The organism is Bradyrhizobium sp. OK095, assembly GCF_900109945.1.
In the GTDB taxonomy this organism is placed as follows: domain Bacteria; phylum Pseudomonadota; class Alphaproteobacteria; order Rhizobiales; family Xanthobacteraceae; genus Bradyrhizobium.
This window is the reverse complement of the sequence record NZ_FOBX01000009.1, coordinates 381,305-398,086: the sequence shown is the minus strand read 5'-3', so window position 1 is coordinate 398,086 and position 16,782 is coordinate 381,305. Positions and strand designations below refer to the sequence as shown.

At 64.1% G+C, this 16,782-nt stretch carries 14 protein-coding genes; 9 read left to right on the top strand and 5 right to left on the bottom strand.

Going from position 1 to position 16,782, the window contains the following annotated elements; all coding sequences use genetic code 11:
• Positions 1 to 266: 266 nt before the first annotated feature.
• The 4 genes from BMW89_RS25140 to BMW89_RS25125 all read left to right on the top strand — a co-directional run bounded on the left by BMW89_RS25140 (position 267) and on the right by BMW89_RS25125 (position 4,148).
• Positions 267 to 2,000 (top strand): adenylate/guanylate cyclase domain-containing protein, encoded by a 1,734-nt coding sequence (locus BMW89_RS25140; RefSeq protein ID WP_092029734.1) that lies wholly within the window; start codon positions 267 to 269, stop codon positions 1,998 to 2,000.
• Positions 2,001 to 2,219: 219 nt separating this feature from the next.
• Complete coding sequence (sorA, locus tag BMW89_RS25135; RefSeq protein ID WP_092029732.1) at positions 2,220 to 3,419, top strand: SorA family sulfite dehydrogenase catalytic subunit; 1,200 nt, start codon at positions 2,220 to 2,222, stop codon at positions 3,417 to 3,419.
• 12 nt (positions 3,420 to 3,431) lie between these two features.
• The gene (gene sorB, locus BMW89_RS25130; RefSeq protein ID WP_177196295.1) at positions 3,432 to 3,740 is read left to right on the top strand and encodes a SorB family sulfite dehydrogenase c-type cytochrome subunit; all 309 of its coding nucleotides are present in this window, start codon (positions 3,432 to 3,434) and stop codon (positions 3,738 to 3,740) included.
• A 207-nt stretch (positions 3,741 to 3,947) separates the two neighbouring features.
• A complete protein-coding gene (locus BMW89_RS25125; RefSeq protein ID WP_007596519.1) occupies positions 3,948 to 4,148 on the top strand; it encodes a cold-shock protein in 201 nt (66 codons plus the stop codon).
• A 169-nt stretch (positions 4,149 to 4,317) separates the two neighbouring features.
• On the opposite strand, the gene BMW89_RS25120 is transcribed toward BMW89_RS25125, so the two are convergent.
• Positions 4,318 to 4,779 (bottom strand): Lrp/AsnC ligand binding domain-containing protein, encoded by a 462-nt coding sequence (locus BMW89_RS25120; RefSeq protein WP_092029727.1) that lies wholly within the window; start codon positions 4,777 to 4,779, stop codon positions 4,318 to 4,320.
• A gap of 114 nt (positions 4,780 to 4,893) precedes the next feature.
• Between BMW89_RS25120 and putA the strand changes: the two genes are divergently transcribed.
• Positions 4,894 to 7,893 (top strand): bifunctional proline dehydrogenase/L-glutamate gamma-semialdehyde dehydrogenase PutA, encoded by a 3,000-nt coding sequence (putA, locus tag BMW89_RS25115; protein ID WP_092029725.1) that lies wholly within the window; start codon positions 4,894 to 4,896, stop codon positions 7,891 to 7,893.
• Position 7,894: 1 nt separating this feature from the next.
• On the opposite strand, the gene BMW89_RS25110 is transcribed toward putA, so the two are convergent.
• On the bottom strand, positions 7,895 to 10,102 hold the full coding sequence (locus BMW89_RS25110; RefSeq protein WP_177196294.1) for a tetratricopeptide repeat protein: 2,208 nt from the start codon (positions 10,100 to 10,102) through the stop codon (positions 7,895 to 7,897).
• 141 nt (positions 10,103 to 10,243) lie between these two features.
• Between BMW89_RS25110 and BMW89_RS25105 the strand changes: the two genes are divergently transcribed.
• Together BMW89_RS25105 and BMW89_RS25100 are read left to right on the top strand one after the other, a co-directional pair.
• Positions 10,244 to 11,449 (top strand): CaiB/BaiF CoA transferase family protein, encoded by a 1,206-nt coding sequence (locus tag BMW89_RS25105; RefSeq protein ID WP_092029719.1) that lies wholly within the window; start codon positions 10,244 to 10,246, stop codon positions 11,447 to 11,449.
• A 152-nt stretch (positions 11,450 to 11,601) separates the two neighbouring features.
• Complete coding sequence (locus tag BMW89_RS25100; protein ID WP_092029717.1) at positions 11,602 to 12,249, top strand: glutathione S-transferase family protein; 648 nt, start codon at positions 11,602 to 11,604, stop codon at positions 12,247 to 12,249.
• 164 nt (positions 12,250 to 12,413) lie between these two features.
• Here the strand turns inward: BMW89_RS25100 and BMW89_RS38030 are convergent, their stop codons facing one another.
• The 3 genes from BMW89_RS38030 to BMW89_RS25090 all read right to left on the bottom strand — a co-directional run bounded on the left by BMW89_RS38030 (position 12,414) and on the right by BMW89_RS25090 (position 15,220).
• Complete coding sequence (locus BMW89_RS38030) at positions 12,414 to 12,578, bottom strand: hypothetical protein (protein ID WP_177196293.1); 165 nt, start codon at positions 12,576 to 12,578, stop codon at positions 12,414 to 12,416.
• A 17-nt stretch (positions 12,579 to 12,595) separates the two neighbouring features.
• Positions 12,596 to 14,131 (bottom strand): hypothetical protein, encoded by a 1,536-nt coding sequence (locus BMW89_RS25095; protein WP_092029714.1) that lies wholly within the window; start codon positions 14,129 to 14,131, stop codon positions 12,596 to 12,598.
• Positions 14,132 to 14,224: 93 nt separating this feature from the next.
• The gene (locus BMW89_RS25090; RefSeq protein WP_177196292.1) at positions 14,225 to 15,220 is read right to left on the bottom strand and encodes a hypothetical protein; all 996 of its coding nucleotides are present in this window, start codon (positions 15,218 to 15,220) and stop codon (positions 14,225 to 14,227) included.
• A 281-nt stretch (positions 15,221 to 15,501) separates the two neighbouring features.
• On the opposite strand from BMW89_RS25090, the gene BMW89_RS25085 reads away from it, so the two are divergent.
• On the top strand, positions 15,502 to 15,873 hold the full coding sequence (locus BMW89_RS25085) for a Crp/Fnr family transcriptional regulator (RefSeq protein WP_092029710.1): 372 nt from the start codon (positions 15,502 to 15,504) through the stop codon (positions 15,871 to 15,873).
• Complete coding sequence (locus tag BMW89_RS25080) at positions 15,870 to 16,682, top strand: MBL fold metallo-hydrolase (protein WP_092029707.1); 813 nt, start codon at positions 15,870 to 15,872, stop codon at positions 16,680 to 16,682. The genes BMW89_RS25085 and BMW89_RS25080 overlap by 4 nt, the downstream gene beginning before the upstream one ends.
• The last annotated feature ends 100 nt before the right edge of the window (positions 16,683 to 16,782 follow it).

Below are 16,782 nucleotides of genomic sequence, written 5' to 3'. Positions count from 1 at the left end.
TGCCAGCCAGCTCCGCTGGCTCAGTTCGATTGCAACGAAAATTGTGCCACTATGTCCGGCGGTGGGCGTGCTCTCGGTCGATGCTTGCATCAGACCCTCCGGTGGTTCGAGTGTGGAAACCCAAACCTAACGGATAGGGCTCGCTCACCGCCCCATGGAATCTACGATTTCGTAACCTTGCCGCGCATGTGATCCCCGAACCTGTCCACCCCCGGAATTAAACGCTACGCTGGCTGTTCTCCTTATTGAACTGATACAAGCGAATCATGGCCACCACCGCATCCTCACGATTCTCCGAACTTTCCCGCGCCACCAGCGTGCGGCAGGTGCGGCTGGTCTGCGGAATCATCCTGTTCGCCTATGTGGTCAGCCATTTCCTCAACCATGCGCTCGGCAACATCTCGGTCGATGCCATGGAGATCGGCGTCTACTACCACACGGCGTTCTGGCAGTTCCTTCCCGTCGCGATCGTGTTCTACGCTGCCGCGCTGACGCATATGGGGCTGGGCGTCTACGCGCTGTATCAGCGCCGGCAGTTTCGCTGGAAGACGATCGAGCCGCTCCAGCTCGTGCTGGGCCTGAGCATCCCCGCCCTCATCATGGCGCATGTGATCGGCGTGCGGCTCGGCCACACGCTGTTCGGACACCAGAAGCTCTATCCGCAGGAGCTCTATCTGTTCTTCGTCGCGTCGAACCGCATCTGGACCATGACGGTCCTGCTGGTCATCGCCTGGATCCACGGCTGCATCGGCATCTATTTCTGGCTCCGCCTGAAACCGTTCTTCGCGCGCGCGGCGCCCTATCTGCTCACGGCCGCCGTGCTGATCCCGACGCTGGCGCTGCTCGGCGTCTACCAGGGTGGCCGCAGCATCCAGATCGAGGCCGACGACGGGGAATGGCGCACGCACAATCTCACCCGCCGCCAGCTCGGCACGACGGCTGAAGCCGAGACGCTCGACCGCATCACCGGCGGCCTCACCATCAGCTATGTCGGCCTGCTCGCCCTGGTGCTGGCGGCGCGCGGCGTGCGTGGCTGGCGCGAGCGGCGGGGCGGGATGATCGCGCTGTCCTACGGCAACGGCAAGACGCTGCGCGTACCGAAGGGCCTCTCGGTGCTGGAAGCAAGCCTGCGCCACAACGTGCCGCATGCCAGCGTCTGCGGCGGCCGCGCCCGCTGCTCGACCTGCCGCATTCGCATCATCGGCGATCATGGCACCCTGCCTGAACCGTCGCAGCGCGAGGCCTTCGTGCTGACCCGCGTCGGCACCACCGATCCCTCGATCCGGCTCGCCTGCCAGCTGCGGCCGGATTCCGATCTCTCGTTCTTCCAGCTGTTCACGCCGCAGACACTGTCGGCGGGCGGGCAGGCCTCGACATCAGCCAGGATCGGCCAGGAGCGCTATCTCGTCAGCCTGTTCGTGGACATGCGCGGCTCGACGCAGCTTGCCGAGAAGCGGCTTCCGTTCGACACCGTCTTCATCGTCAACCGTTTCCTCGGCGCGGTCTCGCAGGCCGTGATCGAGAATGGCGGCCAGCCGAACCAGTTCGTCGGCGACGGCATGCTGGCGCTGTTCGGGCTCACCGCCGATCCGCAAACCGCCTGCCGGCAGGCGCTGAAGGCCGTCGCGGGAATCGCCGCGAATATCGACGAGCTCAACGAGCTGTTGAGCCATGATTTGCGCCAGCCGATCCGCTTCGGCATCGGCGTTCACGGCGGTGAGGTCATCATCGGCGACATCGGCTATCGCGATCACATCGTGTTTACGGCGCTCGGCGATGCCGTCAATGTCGCCGCCCGGCTCCAGGACATGACCAAGACGCTGTCCTGCGAGGCCATCGTCTCGGAGGAAGTCCGTCGCACCGGCGGCCTTGCCGACGATTCGCTGCCGCAGCAGGAGGTCGCGATCCGCGGCCGCGACGAGCCGATGGCCGTGCGCGTGGTTGCGGATGCGAGGGGGCTGGCGGCGCTCGTTGATCACGGCGCGCGCGTTGCGGCCTGATCTTTCACCTCTCCCCGCTTGCAGGGCGAGGGGGCGCACCATCGCTACGGCTACGGCTACGGCTCAAGCTCGTTACAAGCGTAACACCGGCTTGCTGCACCGCAGCGGCATGGGCTTGCTGCGAAAGCACGAATTGACTTCGCAGCGTTCGTTGCGACAGATGAGCGCGGGATCGTGGTGATGACCGCGACTCGCAGAAAAGCTCCGGGAGGAGAACCAATGTTCGATCGACGCGACCTGCTCAAAGGAGCGGGCCTTGCCGCACTTGCGGCCACAGTGAATTCCACCAAGGCGCTGGCCCTCGACACCGTGACGCTACCCTTCGCCAATGGCGAACGGCCGCTGGTGAAATATCCGCAGAAGCGGCCGATGATCGGGCTCACCAGCCGGCCGCCGCAGCTCGAGACGCCGTTTGCGATCTTCAACGATGGTCCGCTGACGCCGAACAATGCGTTCTTCGTGCGCTATCACCTCGCTGACCTGCCCTACAATCTCGACCCCGACAAGTTCATGCTCGAGGTCAAGGGCAAGGTCGACAAGCCGCTCAAGCTGTCGCTGAAGGACATCAGGAAGATGAAGGCGACGGAGATCGTCGCCGTCAACCAGTGCTCCGGCAACAGCCGGGGCCTCGTCGAGCCGCGGGTCGCCGGCGGACAGCTCGCCAACGGCGCGATGGGCAATGCGCGCTGGCGCGGCGTGTCGCTGAAGGCCGTGCTGGAGATGGCGGGCGTGCAGAGCGGCGCCAAGCAGGTCACCTTTGGCGGCATGGATGGTCCGGTCAGCGACAAGACGCCCGATTTCGTCAAGGCGCTCGATCTCGATCACGCCACCGACGGCGAGGTGATGCTGGCCTATGGCATGAACGGCGAGGATTTGCCGTTCCTCAACGGCTTTCCGCTGCGCCTGATCGTACCAGGCTATTACGGCACCTACTGGGTCAAGCACCTCAACGAGATCACCGTCGTCGACAATGTCTATGACGGCTTCTGGATGAAGTCGGCCTATCGTATCCCCGACACGCCGAACAATGCGGTCGAGCCCGGCACCGCGCCGAAGGCGACGATCCCGATCAACCGCTTCACCATCCGCTCCTTCATCACCAGCGTCCCTGACGGGGCCAAGCTGAAGGCAGGACGCACGACGCTGCGCGGCATCGCCTTCGACGGCGGCAAGGGCATCAAGGATGTTCAGGTCTCGACCGATGGCGGCAAGACCTGGATCAGCGCCAATCTCGGCAAGGATCTCGGCAAATATTCCTTCCGTGAATGGAAGCTGCCGGTGAAGCTCGCGGCCGGCCAGGTCGAGCTGAAGGTGCGCGCCACCGGAAATGGCGGCGAGACGCAGCCGGATACGCCGCGCTGGAATCCGGCGGGTTATCTGCGCAACGTCGTCGAAACCGTCCGCGTCAGCGTAGCCTGAGGGAGAATGATCATGCAGCGCACCGTTCTCCTCGCCAGCACGCTCGCCCTCGCCGCCTGGTTAGGTTCGGCACTTGCGGCACCGGTCAATTACAAGACCCCCGACGAGGTCGCAGCCTTCAAGCCCGGGCCCAATCTCGAAATCGTGCAGGGCAATTGCAGCGCTTGCCACTCGGCCGACTACATCAACACGCAGCCGCCGATGAAGGACAAGAAGACCTTCTGGCAGGCCGAGGTGACCAAGATGATCAAGGTCTATGGCGCGCCGATCGACGATGCCGATGTCGGCAAGATCGTCGATTATCTGGCCACGACGTATTGATGGATGGCGCGCGGCGTTCGGTCAATTGACCGCGAAACGGGCAAAACCGGTAGAAACGCCGCGAAGTTGAGCGGGATTCGGCGAAAGGCTGATGTGGTTTGAGCTACCAAGCCGGCCACAATCCGCGTATCCTGTTAGGACCGAACCGGCCGGTTGGCGGGGACTGGCGGTTCGAGATCTCGGAGGAAGACCCGCGGAGAAGTCGTGATGGCTAAAGGTACGGTCAAGTGGTTCAACCCGACGAAGGGTTATGGATTTATCCAGCCTGCGTCGGGCGGCAAGGATGTGTTCGTGCATATCTCGGCAGTTCAGAAAGCCGGTCTGTCGTCCCTGAACGAAGGACAGACGGTGGAATACGAAGAGATCGCTAACCGAGGCAAGAGCTCCGCAGAGAACCTCAAAGTATAAGCCCGCCAGCCTTTGCTGACTCCCGGATTTGTCCGGGAGCGGGCCAAGAAAATTTTAGAAGACGGCCAGTGCATTCGACGACAGGCGTTGCGACTGCACACGGAGAGCTATTTTCCCGCGAAGACCGCTCAATCAACGCCACAGCAATGACAATCGCGACGGCATTTCCCTAGCCCACCGGCAACGGTGCGTCGCGCTTGATCTCTTCCATCACCGCATAGGTCCGCGTCTCGCGCACGCCCGGCATCGACAGCAGGGTCTCGCCGAGGAAGCGTCGATACGCGGTCATGTCCGCAAGCCGCGCCTTCACAAGATAGTCGAAGCCGCCTGCAACCATGTGACACTCCAGCACTTCAGGCGCGAGTTTCACCGCGCGCGCGAAGCGCTCGAAATTATCGGGCGTGGTCTTGTCGAGCAGCACCTCGACGAACACCAGAAGACCGAGGCCCAGCCGGTGCGGATTTAGCCGTGCGCCGTAGCCTTCGATAAAGCCCTCGCGCTGCAGCCGCTTCAGCCGCTCGCCGATCGAGGTCGGCGACAGGCCGATGCGCTCGGCGAGCTCGACATTGGCGATGCGCCCATCTTCCTGTAAAATAGAGAGGATTTTCCGGTCGATTCGATCGAGTTCCATATTTTATCTGGCTGTAGTGACATCGACCTTCATTTCCTAAGGCAAATTGGCTAATTTGTCTATCGAACTACGGTCGCGCGGCCTTTATCCTGAATCTCGATCACAGGACACGCCATGCCGAACATCCCGCCGCCCTTCGCCGCCCCTTACGCGCCCGATGATGCCGAGATTGCCGCACGTCTGCTGCCGGCGTCGCATCTCGGCCCACCGCAGGAAGCGCGGATCGACAAGACCGCGACGCGGCTGATCGAGGCGATCCGCAAGCGCGACGACCGCTTCGGCGGGGTAGAGGACATGCTGCGGGAGTTCGCGCTCTCGACCAAGGAAGGCCTCGCATTGATGGTTCTGGCCGAGGCGCTGCTGCGCGTGCCGGACGCGCGCACCGCCGACCAGTTCATCGAGGACAAGCTCGGCGAGGGCGACTTCATCCATCACGAGACCAAGTCCACGGCGTTCCTGGTCAACGCCTCGGCCTGGGCGCTCGGTCTGTCGGCGCGGGTGATCCAGCCAGGCGAGACGCCCGACGGTACCATCGGCCGTCTGGTGAAGCGGCTGGGCGCACCCGCAGTGCGCACCGCCACACGCCAGGCGATGCGGCTGATGGGCAATCATTTCGTGCTGGGCGAGACCATCGAGCAGGCACTGGAGCGGGGTAAGCCGCGCTCCGGTGAGCGGCCACGCTACTCCTTCGACATGCTCGGCGAAGGCGCGCGCACGGCGGCGGACGCCAGGCGTTACTTCGACGCCTATGCCAGTGCGATCGAGACCATCGGCAAGGCGGCAGGCAACCATCCCCTGCCCGACCGGCCCGGCATTTCCGTAAAGCTCTCGGCGCTGCATCCGCGCTTCGAGGCGATCGGCCGTGACCGCGTGATGGCCGAGCTGGTGCCGCAGCTGCTCGACCTCGCGCAGCGCGCCAAGGCGTATGATCTGAACTTCACCGTCGACGCCGAGGAGGCCGACCGGCTGGAGCTGTCGCTCGACGTGATCGCGGCGACGCTCGCGGACACTTTGCTCGCCGGCTGGGACGGATTTGGGCTGGCGATCCAGGCCTATCAGAAGCGCGCCGGCGCGGTGATCGATTATGTCGATGCGCTCGCGCGTGCGTATGACCGCAAGCTGATGGTGCGGCTGGTCAAGGGCGCCTATTGGGACACCGAGATCAAGCGCGCGCAGGAGCGCGGGCTCGACGGCTATCCCGTATTCACGCGCAAGGCGATGACGGACCTGAACTACGTCGCCTGCGCGTCAAAACTCCTGAGTCTTCGACCGCGCATCTTCCCGCAATTCGCCACCCACAACGCGCTGTCGGTCGCGACCGTGCTGGAGCTGGCCGGAGGCAGCGATGGCTTCGAATTCCAGCGCCTGCATGGCATGGGCGAAGCGCTCTACGAGCAGCTCGCCAAGGATCACCCCGAGATCGCATACCGCACCTATGCGCCCGTCGGCAGCCATCGCGATTTGCTCGCTTATCTGGTGCGGCGGCTGCTTGAGAACGGCGCCAACTCATCGTTCGTGGCGCAGGCGGCCGATTATCGCGTACCTGTTACGGCGCTGTTGCAGCGCCCGGCCGACGCCATCGTCCGGCCGCAAGCGGCGGCACATGCGAAGATTCCGCTGCCGGGTGATCTGTTCGCGCCGGAACGGCGCAATTCGCACGGCGTCGAATTCGGCGCGCGCACCGCGCTCGAGCAGTTGCTGGCAGACGTCAAGGCCGGTGCGGCCGCTCTCAAGCCGATCGCTGACGCAACGCCGGATCAGGCCAACGCGGCCGTGGCTGCAGCACGCGCAGGCTTTGCCGCCTGGAGCCGGACGCCCGCAGCCGTACGCGCGGCGGCGCTGGAGCAGGCCGCGCATCTGCTCGAGAGCCGCAGCGCCCATTTCATCGCGCTGCTGCAATCCGAAGGCGGCAAGACGCTCGACGATGCGCTGTCGGAGCTGCGTGAAGCCGCCGACTTCTGCCGCTATTATGCCGCGCAGGGCCGAAAACTGTTCGGCAGCGAGACGGCGATGCCGGGTCCGACCGGCGAGAGCAATGCGCTCGCCATGCGCGGCCGTGGCGTCTTCGCAGCGATCTCGCCGTGGAATTTTCCGCTGGCGATCTTCCTCGGCCAGGTCACCGCGGCGCTGATGGCTGGCAACAGCGTGGTGGCAAAGCCTGCCGAGCAGACGCCGCGCATCGCGCGCGAGGCCGTAGCCCTGTTGCACGAAGCCGGTGTCCCCAAGAGTGCGCTGCATCTTGTCATCGGCGATGGCCGCATCGGCGCCGTGCTGACTGCGCATAAGGATATCGCCGGAATCGTCTTCACCGGCTCGACCGAGGTCGCGCGCCTGATCAACCGGACGCTGGCGGCCAAGGACGGGCCGATCGTGCCGCTGATCGCGGAGACCGGCGGCATCAATGCCATGATTGCGGATGCGACCGCACTGCCCGAGCAGGTCGCCGACGATGTCGTGACGTCCGCGTTCCGTTCCGCCGGCCAGCGCTGCTCGGCGCTGCGGCTGCTGTTCGTGCAGGAGGATGTCGCCGACCGTATGATCGAGATGATCGCGGGCGCGGCGCGTGAGTTGAAGATCGGCGATCCCTCAGATGTCGCGACCCATGTCGGCCCGGTGATCGACGTCGAGGCCAAGCAGCGCCTCGATGCGCATATCGCGCGGATGAAGGGCGAGGCGCGGCTGCACTTTGCGGGTACCGCGCCGGAGGGCTGCTTCGTCGCGCCGCATATCTTCGAGCTCAGGGATGCCGGCCAGCTCACCGAGGAGGTGTTTGGCCCGATCCTGCATGTGGTGCGCTACCGTGCCGAGAATCTCGAACGCGTGCTGCAAGCGATCGAGCGCACCGGCTACGGCCTCACGCTCGGAATCCACTCCCGCATCGACGACACCGTCGAGGCGATCATCGACCGTGTCCAGATCGGCAACATCTACGTCAACCGCAACATGATCGGCGCCGTGGTCGGCGTGCAGCCGTTCGGCGGTCATGGCCTGTCCGGAACCGGCCCCAAAGCCGGCGGCCCGCATTACCTCGCGCGGTTTGCGACCGAGCAGACCGTGACCATCAACACGGCCGCTGCCGGCGGTAACGCCGCGCTGCTCGCGGGCGGGGAATAGCTCAAAGACAAGTGTCGTCCTTGTCACCGCGCCCGGAACTTCCGCAGGGCGTGCGCTTCGAGAGCTGCTGGATCTTCAGCTTGGACTGGGTCTGGGCCGCGATATCGAACACGTTCGCCGGCTTCATCTGGACCGCGCTGCGATAATCGTCCGCAGCCTTGTCCAGATCGCCCTTGGCCTCGTAGGCGCCCGCGCGCGCGACATAGCGCTCGATCATCGGCTTCTGCGCGATCGCCTTGCCGAGATCGTCCAGCGCCTTGTCGTATTGCTTCATCGAGCTGAAGGCCATCCCGCGCAGGCTGAGCGCATCCGGATCGTTCGGCCGCGCCCCCAGCACCAGATTGAGGTCGGTCATGGCGGCGGCCGCGTCCTTCTTGCCGAGATAGGCGCGCGCGCGTAGCGTCCGCACGAATCCGTCGGAGGCGGCCGTCTTGCCGACGAGCTGATCGAGCGCCACGATCGCGCGATCATATTGTCCTGATAGCAGCATCGCCAATCCCTGGCCGAGCTCGGCGACCTGGTTGTTGGGATTGCGATCGAGCGCGTTCTTGACGTCGACCAGGCCCTCCGCGCTGTTGCCCTTGAGCAGCAGCACCAGCCCGCGCGACGCGCGCGCCGTGTCGTTGACGGGATTGAGCACCAGCGAACGGTCGAAATCGACGACAGCCTTGTCGTTCTGGCTCAGTCCCATATAGGCCTGACCGCGCTCGGAATACGCCAGGTAATCCTTGTCGTTGAGCGAGATCGCGCGGTCGTAATCGGCGATGGCATCCTGGAATTTGCCGGCCAGTCGGCTCGCCATGCCCCGGCAGACATAGGCCCCCGCATTGTTCGGGTTGGCCTTGAGCGCCTGATTGGCGTCGATCATGCCCTGGTCGAGCTGCTTCATGCCGATCGAGGCGACGGAGCGCGAGGCCAGCAATTGCGAGTCGTTCGGCCGCATCCTCAGCAACGCATCGAGGTCGTTGCGCGCATCCGCGAACCTGGCCGTCGACAGCAGTGCGGCCGCGCGCAGCTTGAGGGCGCTCTCGTTACGCGGATTGCCCGACAGGATGGTGTTCAGCCGTGGGATCGCTTCGGCGTACTTCTTCTGCGCCACCAATTGCTGAGCTTCGGCGAGGCCCGGAGGCGGCGCCGGGAATGTTCCTTGCGGTATCGTCGCCATCGGCGCCGTGGCCGGCGGAATCGCAGGTGCCGGAGCTGCCGGTAGAGGCGCTGCGACGGCCTGCTTGGGCGCGACAGGCGCAGGCACAGGCGTCGCCGCGCCCTGCACTTTCGCAAGCTCGGTCTGCATCGCAACCGCAGCCTGCCGCTGCTGCTGGGCCATCTGGTCGTTCGGAGCGATCGACAGCACCTTGTCGAAATCCACGATCGCGCGCGCATAATCGCCCTTGGAGCTGAAGCTCTGCCCTCGTGCGAAATAGCTGCCGCGATCGGGTTGCGGGGCCTGCGCGATCGCGCGCGAAAAGTCCTCGATGGCGTGGTCGAGGTCGCCCTTGCGGCGATAGACCTGGCCGCGCCAGAAAAAGGCGCCGGGCAGGCTCGCATTCAGCGAGATCGCCGTGTTGACGTCGGTCATGGCCGGATCGAGCTGCGAGGTCTCGATGGCGGCCCGCGCGCGCCCGACATAGGCCATGGCATAATCCTGCTTCAGGCCGATCGCCTTGGTGAAATCCGCGGTCGCGTCGGTCCATTGCTTCCGGTCGAGCTTCAGTCCGCCCCGCGCCGCATAGGCGTTCGGACTGTTGGGATCGAGCTCGATCGCCTGGTTCATGTCAGCCAGCCCGCCGTCGAAATTTCCCTTGCGCTGCCGCGCATAGCCGCGCGCCACCAGGGCCGGCACTGATTTCTCATCGAGCTGCACCGCCGCATCCGCATCCGCCAGACCGGCGTCGAGATTGGACCGGCTCATGAACAGGCGCGACCTGCTCACATAGGCGCGCAGCCGTTCATCGGCGGCGCGCGACTGGTCGTTGATGATGGCGGTGCAGGCGGGCTCTATCTTCGCGGGCAGCGGGCCATTGCAGTCTTCGAGGTCACCCGCCCAGGCTGAACCTGGCACACCGCACAAGATTACGAACGCGGCTGCGGCCATCAGGCGGACGAACGGCATCGACATGGCCGGCAGATCCTTCGAAACGAAGATGCGCCGGCCCGGGACGATCCGGCAGGCGGAGAAGCTGTACAACCGGGGCGAGCGGATTGCCATAACCCTCTCACATGCCGGCCCCGGGAAAGCGCCGGCCGGAAGCCGTTGCATCCCGCCAAAACATCGGTCAAATGGTTGTGCCGACAGGGATTATGAAATTCCTGCCAACGGAAACAACAAGAGCGAGGGAGCAACGCCGCGATGGAAAAAGGCATTTTTGCAGGGCTGAAGGTTCTGGATTGCGCGAGCTTCATCGCCGCCCCTGCCGCTGCGACCGTGCTGTCGGATTTCGGCGCCGATGTCGTCAAGATCGAGCCGCCCGGCGCCGGCGATCCCTACCGCAATCTGCCCAACATTCCGGGCTATCCGAGCAGCGAGCACAATTTCGCCTGGCTGCTGGAGGCCCGCAACAAGAAGAGCATCGCGCTCGACCTCGCAAAGCCCGAGGCGCAGGCCGTGCTCTACAAGCTCGTGGCAGAGGCCGACGTCTTCATCACCAACATGCCACCGCCGGTGCGCGCCAAGCTCGGCATCACCTATGACCACCTCGCCCATCTCAACGACCGGCTGATCTACGCCTCCTTCACCGGCTACGGCGAAAAGGGCGAGGAAGCCAACAAGCCCGGCTTCGACAGCAACGCCTATTGGGCGCGCTCCGGCCTGATGGACCTCGTCCGCGCCGATGCCAACACCACGCCGGCCCGCTCGGTCGCCGGCATGGGCGATCATCCCTGCGCCATGGCGTTCTACGGCGCCATCGTCACCGCGCTGTATCAGCGCGAGAAGACCGGCAAGGGCTCGCATGTCGCCTCCAATTTGATGGCGAACGGGGTGTGGGCGGCGAGCGTGCTGGCCCAGGCAAAGCTCTGCGGCGCCAAATTCGCCGAGCGGCGGCCGCGCGAACGCGCGCTCAATGCGGTGGCCAATCACTACCAGTGCAAGGACGGCCGCTGGCTGATCCTGTCGCTGCTCAGCGAAGAGAAGCAGTTTCCGACGCTGGCCAAATGCCTCGGGCGCGAAGACCTCGTCACCGATTCTCGTTTCGCCACCAAGCCCGACCGCCACGCCCGCTCGGTCGAACTAATCAAGATCTTTGACGAGACCTTTGCGACCAAGGATCTCGCCGAATGGCGCAAGCTCCTCGATGGCAACGGCCTCGTGTTCGGCATCGTCGGCATTCTCGATGACATCCCGAACGACAAGCAGATGCTCGACAACGAGGTGCTGGTGCCGTTCGAGAACGACACCATGCTCACCATCTCCAGCCCGATCTGGATCGACGGCGCCAAGAAGGTGCAGCCGCGCAAGCCGCCGGGCGTTGGCGAACACAGTGACGAGATTTTGCGCGGGGCGGGATACGACGAGCAGGCGATCAAGCAGCTGCGGTCGTCGGGGGCGGTGGGCTAAGGCCTCGCTCGCCCCACAAACTCCGTCATTGCGAGCAATGCGAAGCAATCCAGAGTCCCACCGCGGATGCATTACTGGATTGCTTCGCTACGCTCGCAATGACGAGGTGGGACGATCTCGCTATAACCTCACTGCAACATCCGTGAGGTCCCATGCCCAGCTACCGCCTGCACTACTTCCCCGAATCCGGCAACAGCTACAAGCTGGCGCTGATGCTGACGCTTTGCGGCGAGAGGTTCGAGCCGGTCTGGACCGATTTCGGCGGCGGCGTCACCCGCACGGCGGAGTGGCGCAAGGCCGTGAACGAGATGGGCGAGATTCCCGTGCTCGAGGTCGACGGCGTGAAGATGACGCAGACCGCGCCTCTCCTCTTGAGGCTTGCCGAGCAGTACGGCCGTTTCGGCGCCGAGACGGCGGATGAAAAATTCGAGCTGCTGCGCTGGCTGTTCTGGGACAACCACAAGCTCACCGGCTACATGGCGACCTACCGTTTCATGCGTGCCTTCACCGAGAACAATGATCCGCAAGTGCTGAAACATTTCCGCCGGCGGCTGGAGGATTTTCTCGGCATTCTCGATCGCCATCTCCAGCACAATGAATTCGCGATCGGCACGAGGCCGACGGTCGCCGATATCTCGATGATGGCCTATCTGCATTATCCGAGCGACGAGCACGGTTTTGATTTCGCGCAGAGCCATCCCGCCATCCACGCCTGGCTCGGCCGCATGGCCGCGCTGCCCGGCTGGAAGCCGGCGTATGAGCTGCTGCCGGGGAAGAGGATGACGAATTACGCGAAGTGAGGGCGCTCTCTCTTCTCCCTCTCCCCGTTCTTACGGGGAGAGGGTTGGGGTGAGGGGCCTCTCTCCGCGTGCGAGATTCATCGATAGACCTGTACCCCCTCACCCGGATTGCATCTGACGATGCAATCCGACCTCTCCCCGCAAGCGGGGCGAGGTAAGCAAGATCACTTCAGCGCCAGCCAGCCGAGCGTGAACAGAATCCCACCGACGATCACGACCACCGCGACCGCCGAGATGCTGACGCGGATGCTGCCGGTGACCTGTTTGGCTTCCTCATTGCGCGCAATCTCGCGATTGCGCTCCTTGTTGGCGTCGCTGGAGTCCGTCATGGGTCATCCAAATCGGTTTAACGCGTCTTGATGAAGCACATGCCGATGCGGCTCGAGGCCGCGGCAGCCTGACAGGTCAGACCTTTAGCACAGGTCCATGACGTAAAACTCTTGTCCCGCGTTTCCGATCCCGCATTTTGCAGGGAACAATGCGCACCCCAGCCGTCTTCATATTCGGTGCCGGCGAGCTCGCCACTGCCGCGGGTCTGCGGCCGGCTGGCAAATCCGCGTGAGAAATCAGGGCGTTTGCCTGCGGCGAATGCGGTCAGGATGTCGCGGCGGCGGACCTGATCGCCGAAGAAATGCGGCGAGGCCGGCACGATGGTGGAATTCGACGGCTTGTCGGCCAGCCAATCCACGCCCGGGAAATGGAAGCCGCCGATGCCGCGGGTCTGGTGGCAGCCGGCACAGGTGACGTCGTTGAGGCGGCGCTGGAAGCCCGCAACCGAGCGGATGTTCGGCATATCGATGCCGCGCGTAGCCTGCTTCAGCGCGCCGACCACGTCATTATCGGCGAAGACGGGATCGCCCTTCCCTTCCCCCTGCATCATGCCGAACTCCGGCTGCAACGAGGAAGCATCGAGGCCGGCGGGCGTGGGCACCACCGCGGCCTTGGCCAGAAACTTCTCCGGGATCAGCACCGTGCCGCGATCGAACGCGCGAAGATTTTCCGGCGCAAGCAGCCACGCCTTGAAGTCACGCCTGAGATCATTGTCCGCAAGGATCCTGTTACTGTCGATCTGGTTCTCCAGCGTCGATTCCTCGAACGTCTTCGTGGCGGCGTTATACTTGAATACCTTGAGCAGATAGTCGGAACGGAAATCGTGCAGCGCCGATTTCGGCGCGATCGAGATTTGAATGTTGGTCTCGATGCGATCGAGCATCGCGTCGTGAGGGGAGAAGCCACCGCCGATCAGGCCCTGCCAGTCGCCATTGTCGAGCCAGCGCCGCGCGATATCGGCGCAGGTGACCGGTTTGCCGCTCGCATCCGTCTGGCGCGCATCACGCGCCTTCATCACCAGATTGAACGTCATCGGCAGGCGCGTCGCGCTCTTGCTGCCATCGGGCCTGGTCTCGAAACGCGCCAGCCGATAGATCAGCCGGATCTCGCCGCAGGACTCTTCGGACACATAGGCTCGGTCCATGCGATTGACGACGCCGGCGAGCACGAAGCGCGTGTCGCGGGATTTTAGATTGGCCTGATCGAACAGCTGCACGTCAAAGCCTTCGCCGACGCCGATGGTCTCGGTCGGATAGGCCGCCTTCTGCTGCGCAATGTAGCGGTCGAACTCCGCATCGATCGCCGGTGGAATTGGCGCAAGCTGCGGCAGCTGTGAGAACAGCATATCGGTCGTCAGCGGAAAATTCGCGTTCCGCTCCGGCCACAACAGACGCGAGATCGTGAGCGCGTCATTCTGATCGAGCTTGCGCAGGAGATCGGGATCGGTGATGGCGGTGCCGCGCGCCAGCTGTGCGTTCTCCGCGGCCAAAGGCGACACGACGCCGCCGAACAATACGACGACAGCAACGAGAATTCTCAACACGCGGCTCATGCCTTCAGTAACACCGCGCGGCGACACCTATTCAAGCAAAAAGGCGCTTCACATGGTGGTGAAGCGCCTCTTCGGAAGTCGGATATGAGCCGCTCAGCGCGAGTCGATCAAACCCTTGCTGGTGACAACGACCATGCGGCCGTCCTGGCGGCGGATCGCATCGACGCGGCCAATGCCGGGGATGGGGTCGCCGGGATAGACCTCGTAGAGGCCGTCGCGGCCCTCGATCAGCGCACCGCCATTGGCGGCGCTGCGCAGCCTCCAGCCTTCGATCTTCGGCAGGCGGCCGATTTCGGTCTTGGGCGCGGCGGGCGCGGGAGCCGGTGCGGCAGCAGCGGTCGCAACCTGGGTCGGTGCGATCGAGCCGGTGGTCTCCTTCGCGGGCGCGGGGGCTGCCGCGGCCTGCACGGGGGCGGCGGGCGGCGTGGCCCGGAGCTTGTCGACGCTCTCGGACAGCTTTGCGATTTTGGCCATCGGCTCGGCCTGCGCCTTCTCGAGCTTGTCGAGACGGTCGTTGGCGCGGTTGGACTGGCTGAGCCCGGTCTTGGAGGTGTGCTCGACGTTCGCCTTCAGCGCGACCAGATCGGCATCGATCCGGGCGACGGAGGCGTCCAGCGCGCTGGTATCGGCGACCTGTGCCGGCGCGGCAGCCGGGGCGGCAAAGTGCATCATGCCCGCGGTCGCAAGCGCACCGCTGATCGCACCGACGCTCACCGCGATCGCCACCACCGCGGCCATCGCCGACAAGCGGCGCTTGCCGCCGGTCTCGCGCGGCTCCTCCGCCTTCACATGCGGGGCAAACTCCTCGCGATCCCAGGAGCGCTCCGACGGCGCCATGACGATGAGCTTGCCGAGCTTCGGCTCGGGCTTGGTCTCGGCCTTGGTTTCGGCCTTGGTTTCGGCCTTGGTTTCGAGCTTGGGCACCGCAATCGGGGGCGGCTCGACCTTGGGGGCCTCTGCTTTCACCGGCTCAGGTTTGGGCATCGTCTCGTGGTCGGGGGCAATCGAGGGGGCCTCGATGCCGGCGGCCTCGACGGCCTGTGGCGCGGTCGCGGCGGCTTCAACGACGCCAGTATCCTGCTCAGTCATTGGTTCGCTCACGGCTCAAATACTCCAGTCTCGGTTGACTTTTTGGTAACTTTCATTGCTTGCGAAATCCTTACCTCGGGACCCGCTTACCGAAATTTTAGGAACTCGTCCGAGGCCGAATTGGGTCGGGAAAGTGGAACCGGCGTGGCGGCGTGCAACAAATTGTCAGCCGATGCTGCCCTGCGGTAGGCGCCTGCCCGGGCAAACGGGTTGTTTGCCCGTCATGGTTCCCCGGCTAACATGGCCTATCCCGTCAGCCAGAAGGCCTTATTGGGGGTGTCATGACGATCGAGAAATGCATCAACGCGTTTGGTGTCGATGACGTCATCTTCGAGGAGGGCTCGACCGGCCGCGAGCTGTTCGTCGTGCTCGACGGCGAGGTCGAGATCGCCAAGATGAACGGCGCCAGCAAGACCAGCATCATCAAGCTCGGCAAGGGCGAGTTCTTCGGCGAGATGGCCGTGATCGACGGCTCGGCGCGCTCGGCAACCGCGATCGCATCGGCGCCGAACACCAAGGTGATGCGGATCAACCACGCCCGTTTCGTCTATCTCGTCAGCCAGCAGCCGGCGTTCGCGCTGATGGTGATGGACGCGCTTTCCAAGCGGCTGCGCGTATCCAACGCCGTCACCTATGGGGCGGCACAGTCATGAGCGAGCGCAAGCCCACTTCGTTTCCGATCCTGATGAAGAACGACATTTGTTCGCTGATCCAGGCCGCGGACGACGTCTTCCAGCTCCGCTTCGCCAATCGCGCCGCCAACGCCTATCTCGTGCGCGGCTCGGCGCGCACCATCCTGATCGACGTCGGACTGTCGTCCAATTATCCGGCAATGGTCGAGTGCCTGACTTTCGCAGGCTGCCCGCCGGAGAAAATCGACATGGTGGTGCTGAGCCACGAGCATCTCGACCATATCGGCGCCGCCTGGCACTTCAACGAGCGCCGCACCTTCGTCGCCGCCCATCGCCTCGCCGCCAACAAGATCATGCTGCGCGACGATTTCTCGATGCTGCGAAAAATGTTCAACGAGCCGAACGTGCCCGTCAACATCGACATCTGGCTCGAGGAAGGCAATCTGATCGATCTCGGCAATTTCCGTCTCAACGTGATGTACACCCCGGGCCACACCTCGGCCTGCATCACGCTGTTCGAGCAGGACAAGGGCCTGCTGTTCGCCGCCGACACCCTGATGCCCGGCGGCGTGATGGGGGGCGTGTTCGGCTCGGGGAGTATTTCCGATTACATCCAGTCGCTGGAGCGGCTGAAGGGGCTGGACTCGAAAATCCTGCTGTCAGGCCACGGACGGTTGTCGGACACGCCGCAGGAAGACGTCCGCATTGCGATCGCAAGGTCGCATGGCCTGCTGGAGGACACCGCGCAATTGTTCGACGCACTCGATGCGCGCTCGAACTTCGAGCCGATCATGCAGTCCGTAAGGGATTTGAACAAGCTGGATGATTGATTCGTCATTGCGAGGAGCGAAGCGACGAAGCAATCCAGGAATCTTTCCGCGGGGGTAGTCTGGATTGCTTCGCTGCGCTCGCAATGACGGAATTTGTAGG

Excerpts from the sequence above, each read along its gene's own strand:
- BMW89_RS25085 (WP_092029710.1), top strand. The coding sequence starts at position 15,502 with ATGACGATCGAGAAATGCATCAACGCGTTTGGTGTCGATGACGTCATC.
- putA (WP_092029725.1), top strand. The coding sequence starts at position 4,894 with ATGCCGAACATCCCGCCGCCCTTCGCCGCCCCTTACGCGCCCGATGAT.
- sorA (WP_092029732.1), top strand. The coding sequence starts at position 2,220 with ATGTTCGATCGACGCGACCTGCTCAAAGGAGCGGGCCTTGCCGCACTT.
- BMW89_RS25125 (WP_007596519.1), top strand. The coding sequence starts at position 3,948 with ATGGCTAAAGGTACGGTCAAGTGGTTCAACCCGACGAAGGGTTATGGA.
- BMW89_RS25100 (WP_092029717.1), top strand. The coding sequence starts at position 11,602 with ATGCCCAGCTACCGCCTGCACTACTTCCCCGAATCCGGCAACAGCTAC.
- BMW89_RS25090 (WP_177196292.1), bottom strand. The coding sequence starts at position 15,220 with ATGACTGAGCAGGATACTGGCGTCGTTGAAGCCGCCGCGACCGCGCCA.
- BMW89_RS25140 (WP_092029734.1), top strand. The coding sequence starts at position 267 with ATGGCCACCACCGCATCCTCACGATTCTCCGAACTTTCCCGCGCCACC.
- sorB (WP_177196295.1), top strand. The coding sequence starts at position 3,432 with ATGCAGCGCACCGTTCTCCTCGCCAGCACGCTCGCCCTCGCCGCCTGG.
- BMW89_RS38030 (WP_177196293.1), bottom strand. The coding sequence starts at position 12,578 with ATGACGGACTCCAGCGACGCCAACAAGGAGCGCAATCGCGAGATTGCG.
- BMW89_RS25105 (WP_092029719.1), top strand. The coding sequence starts at position 10,244 with ATGGAAAAAGGCATTTTTGCAGGGCTGAAGGTTCTGGATTGCGCGAGC.
- BMW89_RS25080 (WP_092029707.1), top strand. The coding sequence starts at position 15,870 with ATGAGCGAGCGCAAGCCCACTTCGTTTCCGATCCTGATGAAGAACGAC.
- BMW89_RS25095 (WP_092029714.1), bottom strand. The coding sequence starts at position 14,131 with ATGAGCCGCGTGTTGAGAATTCTCGTTGCTGTCGTCGTATTGTTCGGC.
- BMW89_RS25120 (WP_092029727.1), bottom strand. The coding sequence starts at position 4,779 with ATGGAACTCGATCGAATCGACCGGAAAATCCTCTCTATTTTACAGGAA.
- BMW89_RS25110 (WP_177196294.1), bottom strand. The coding sequence starts at position 10,102 with ATGGCAATCCGCTCGCCCCGGTTGTACAGCTTCTCCGCCTGCCGGATC.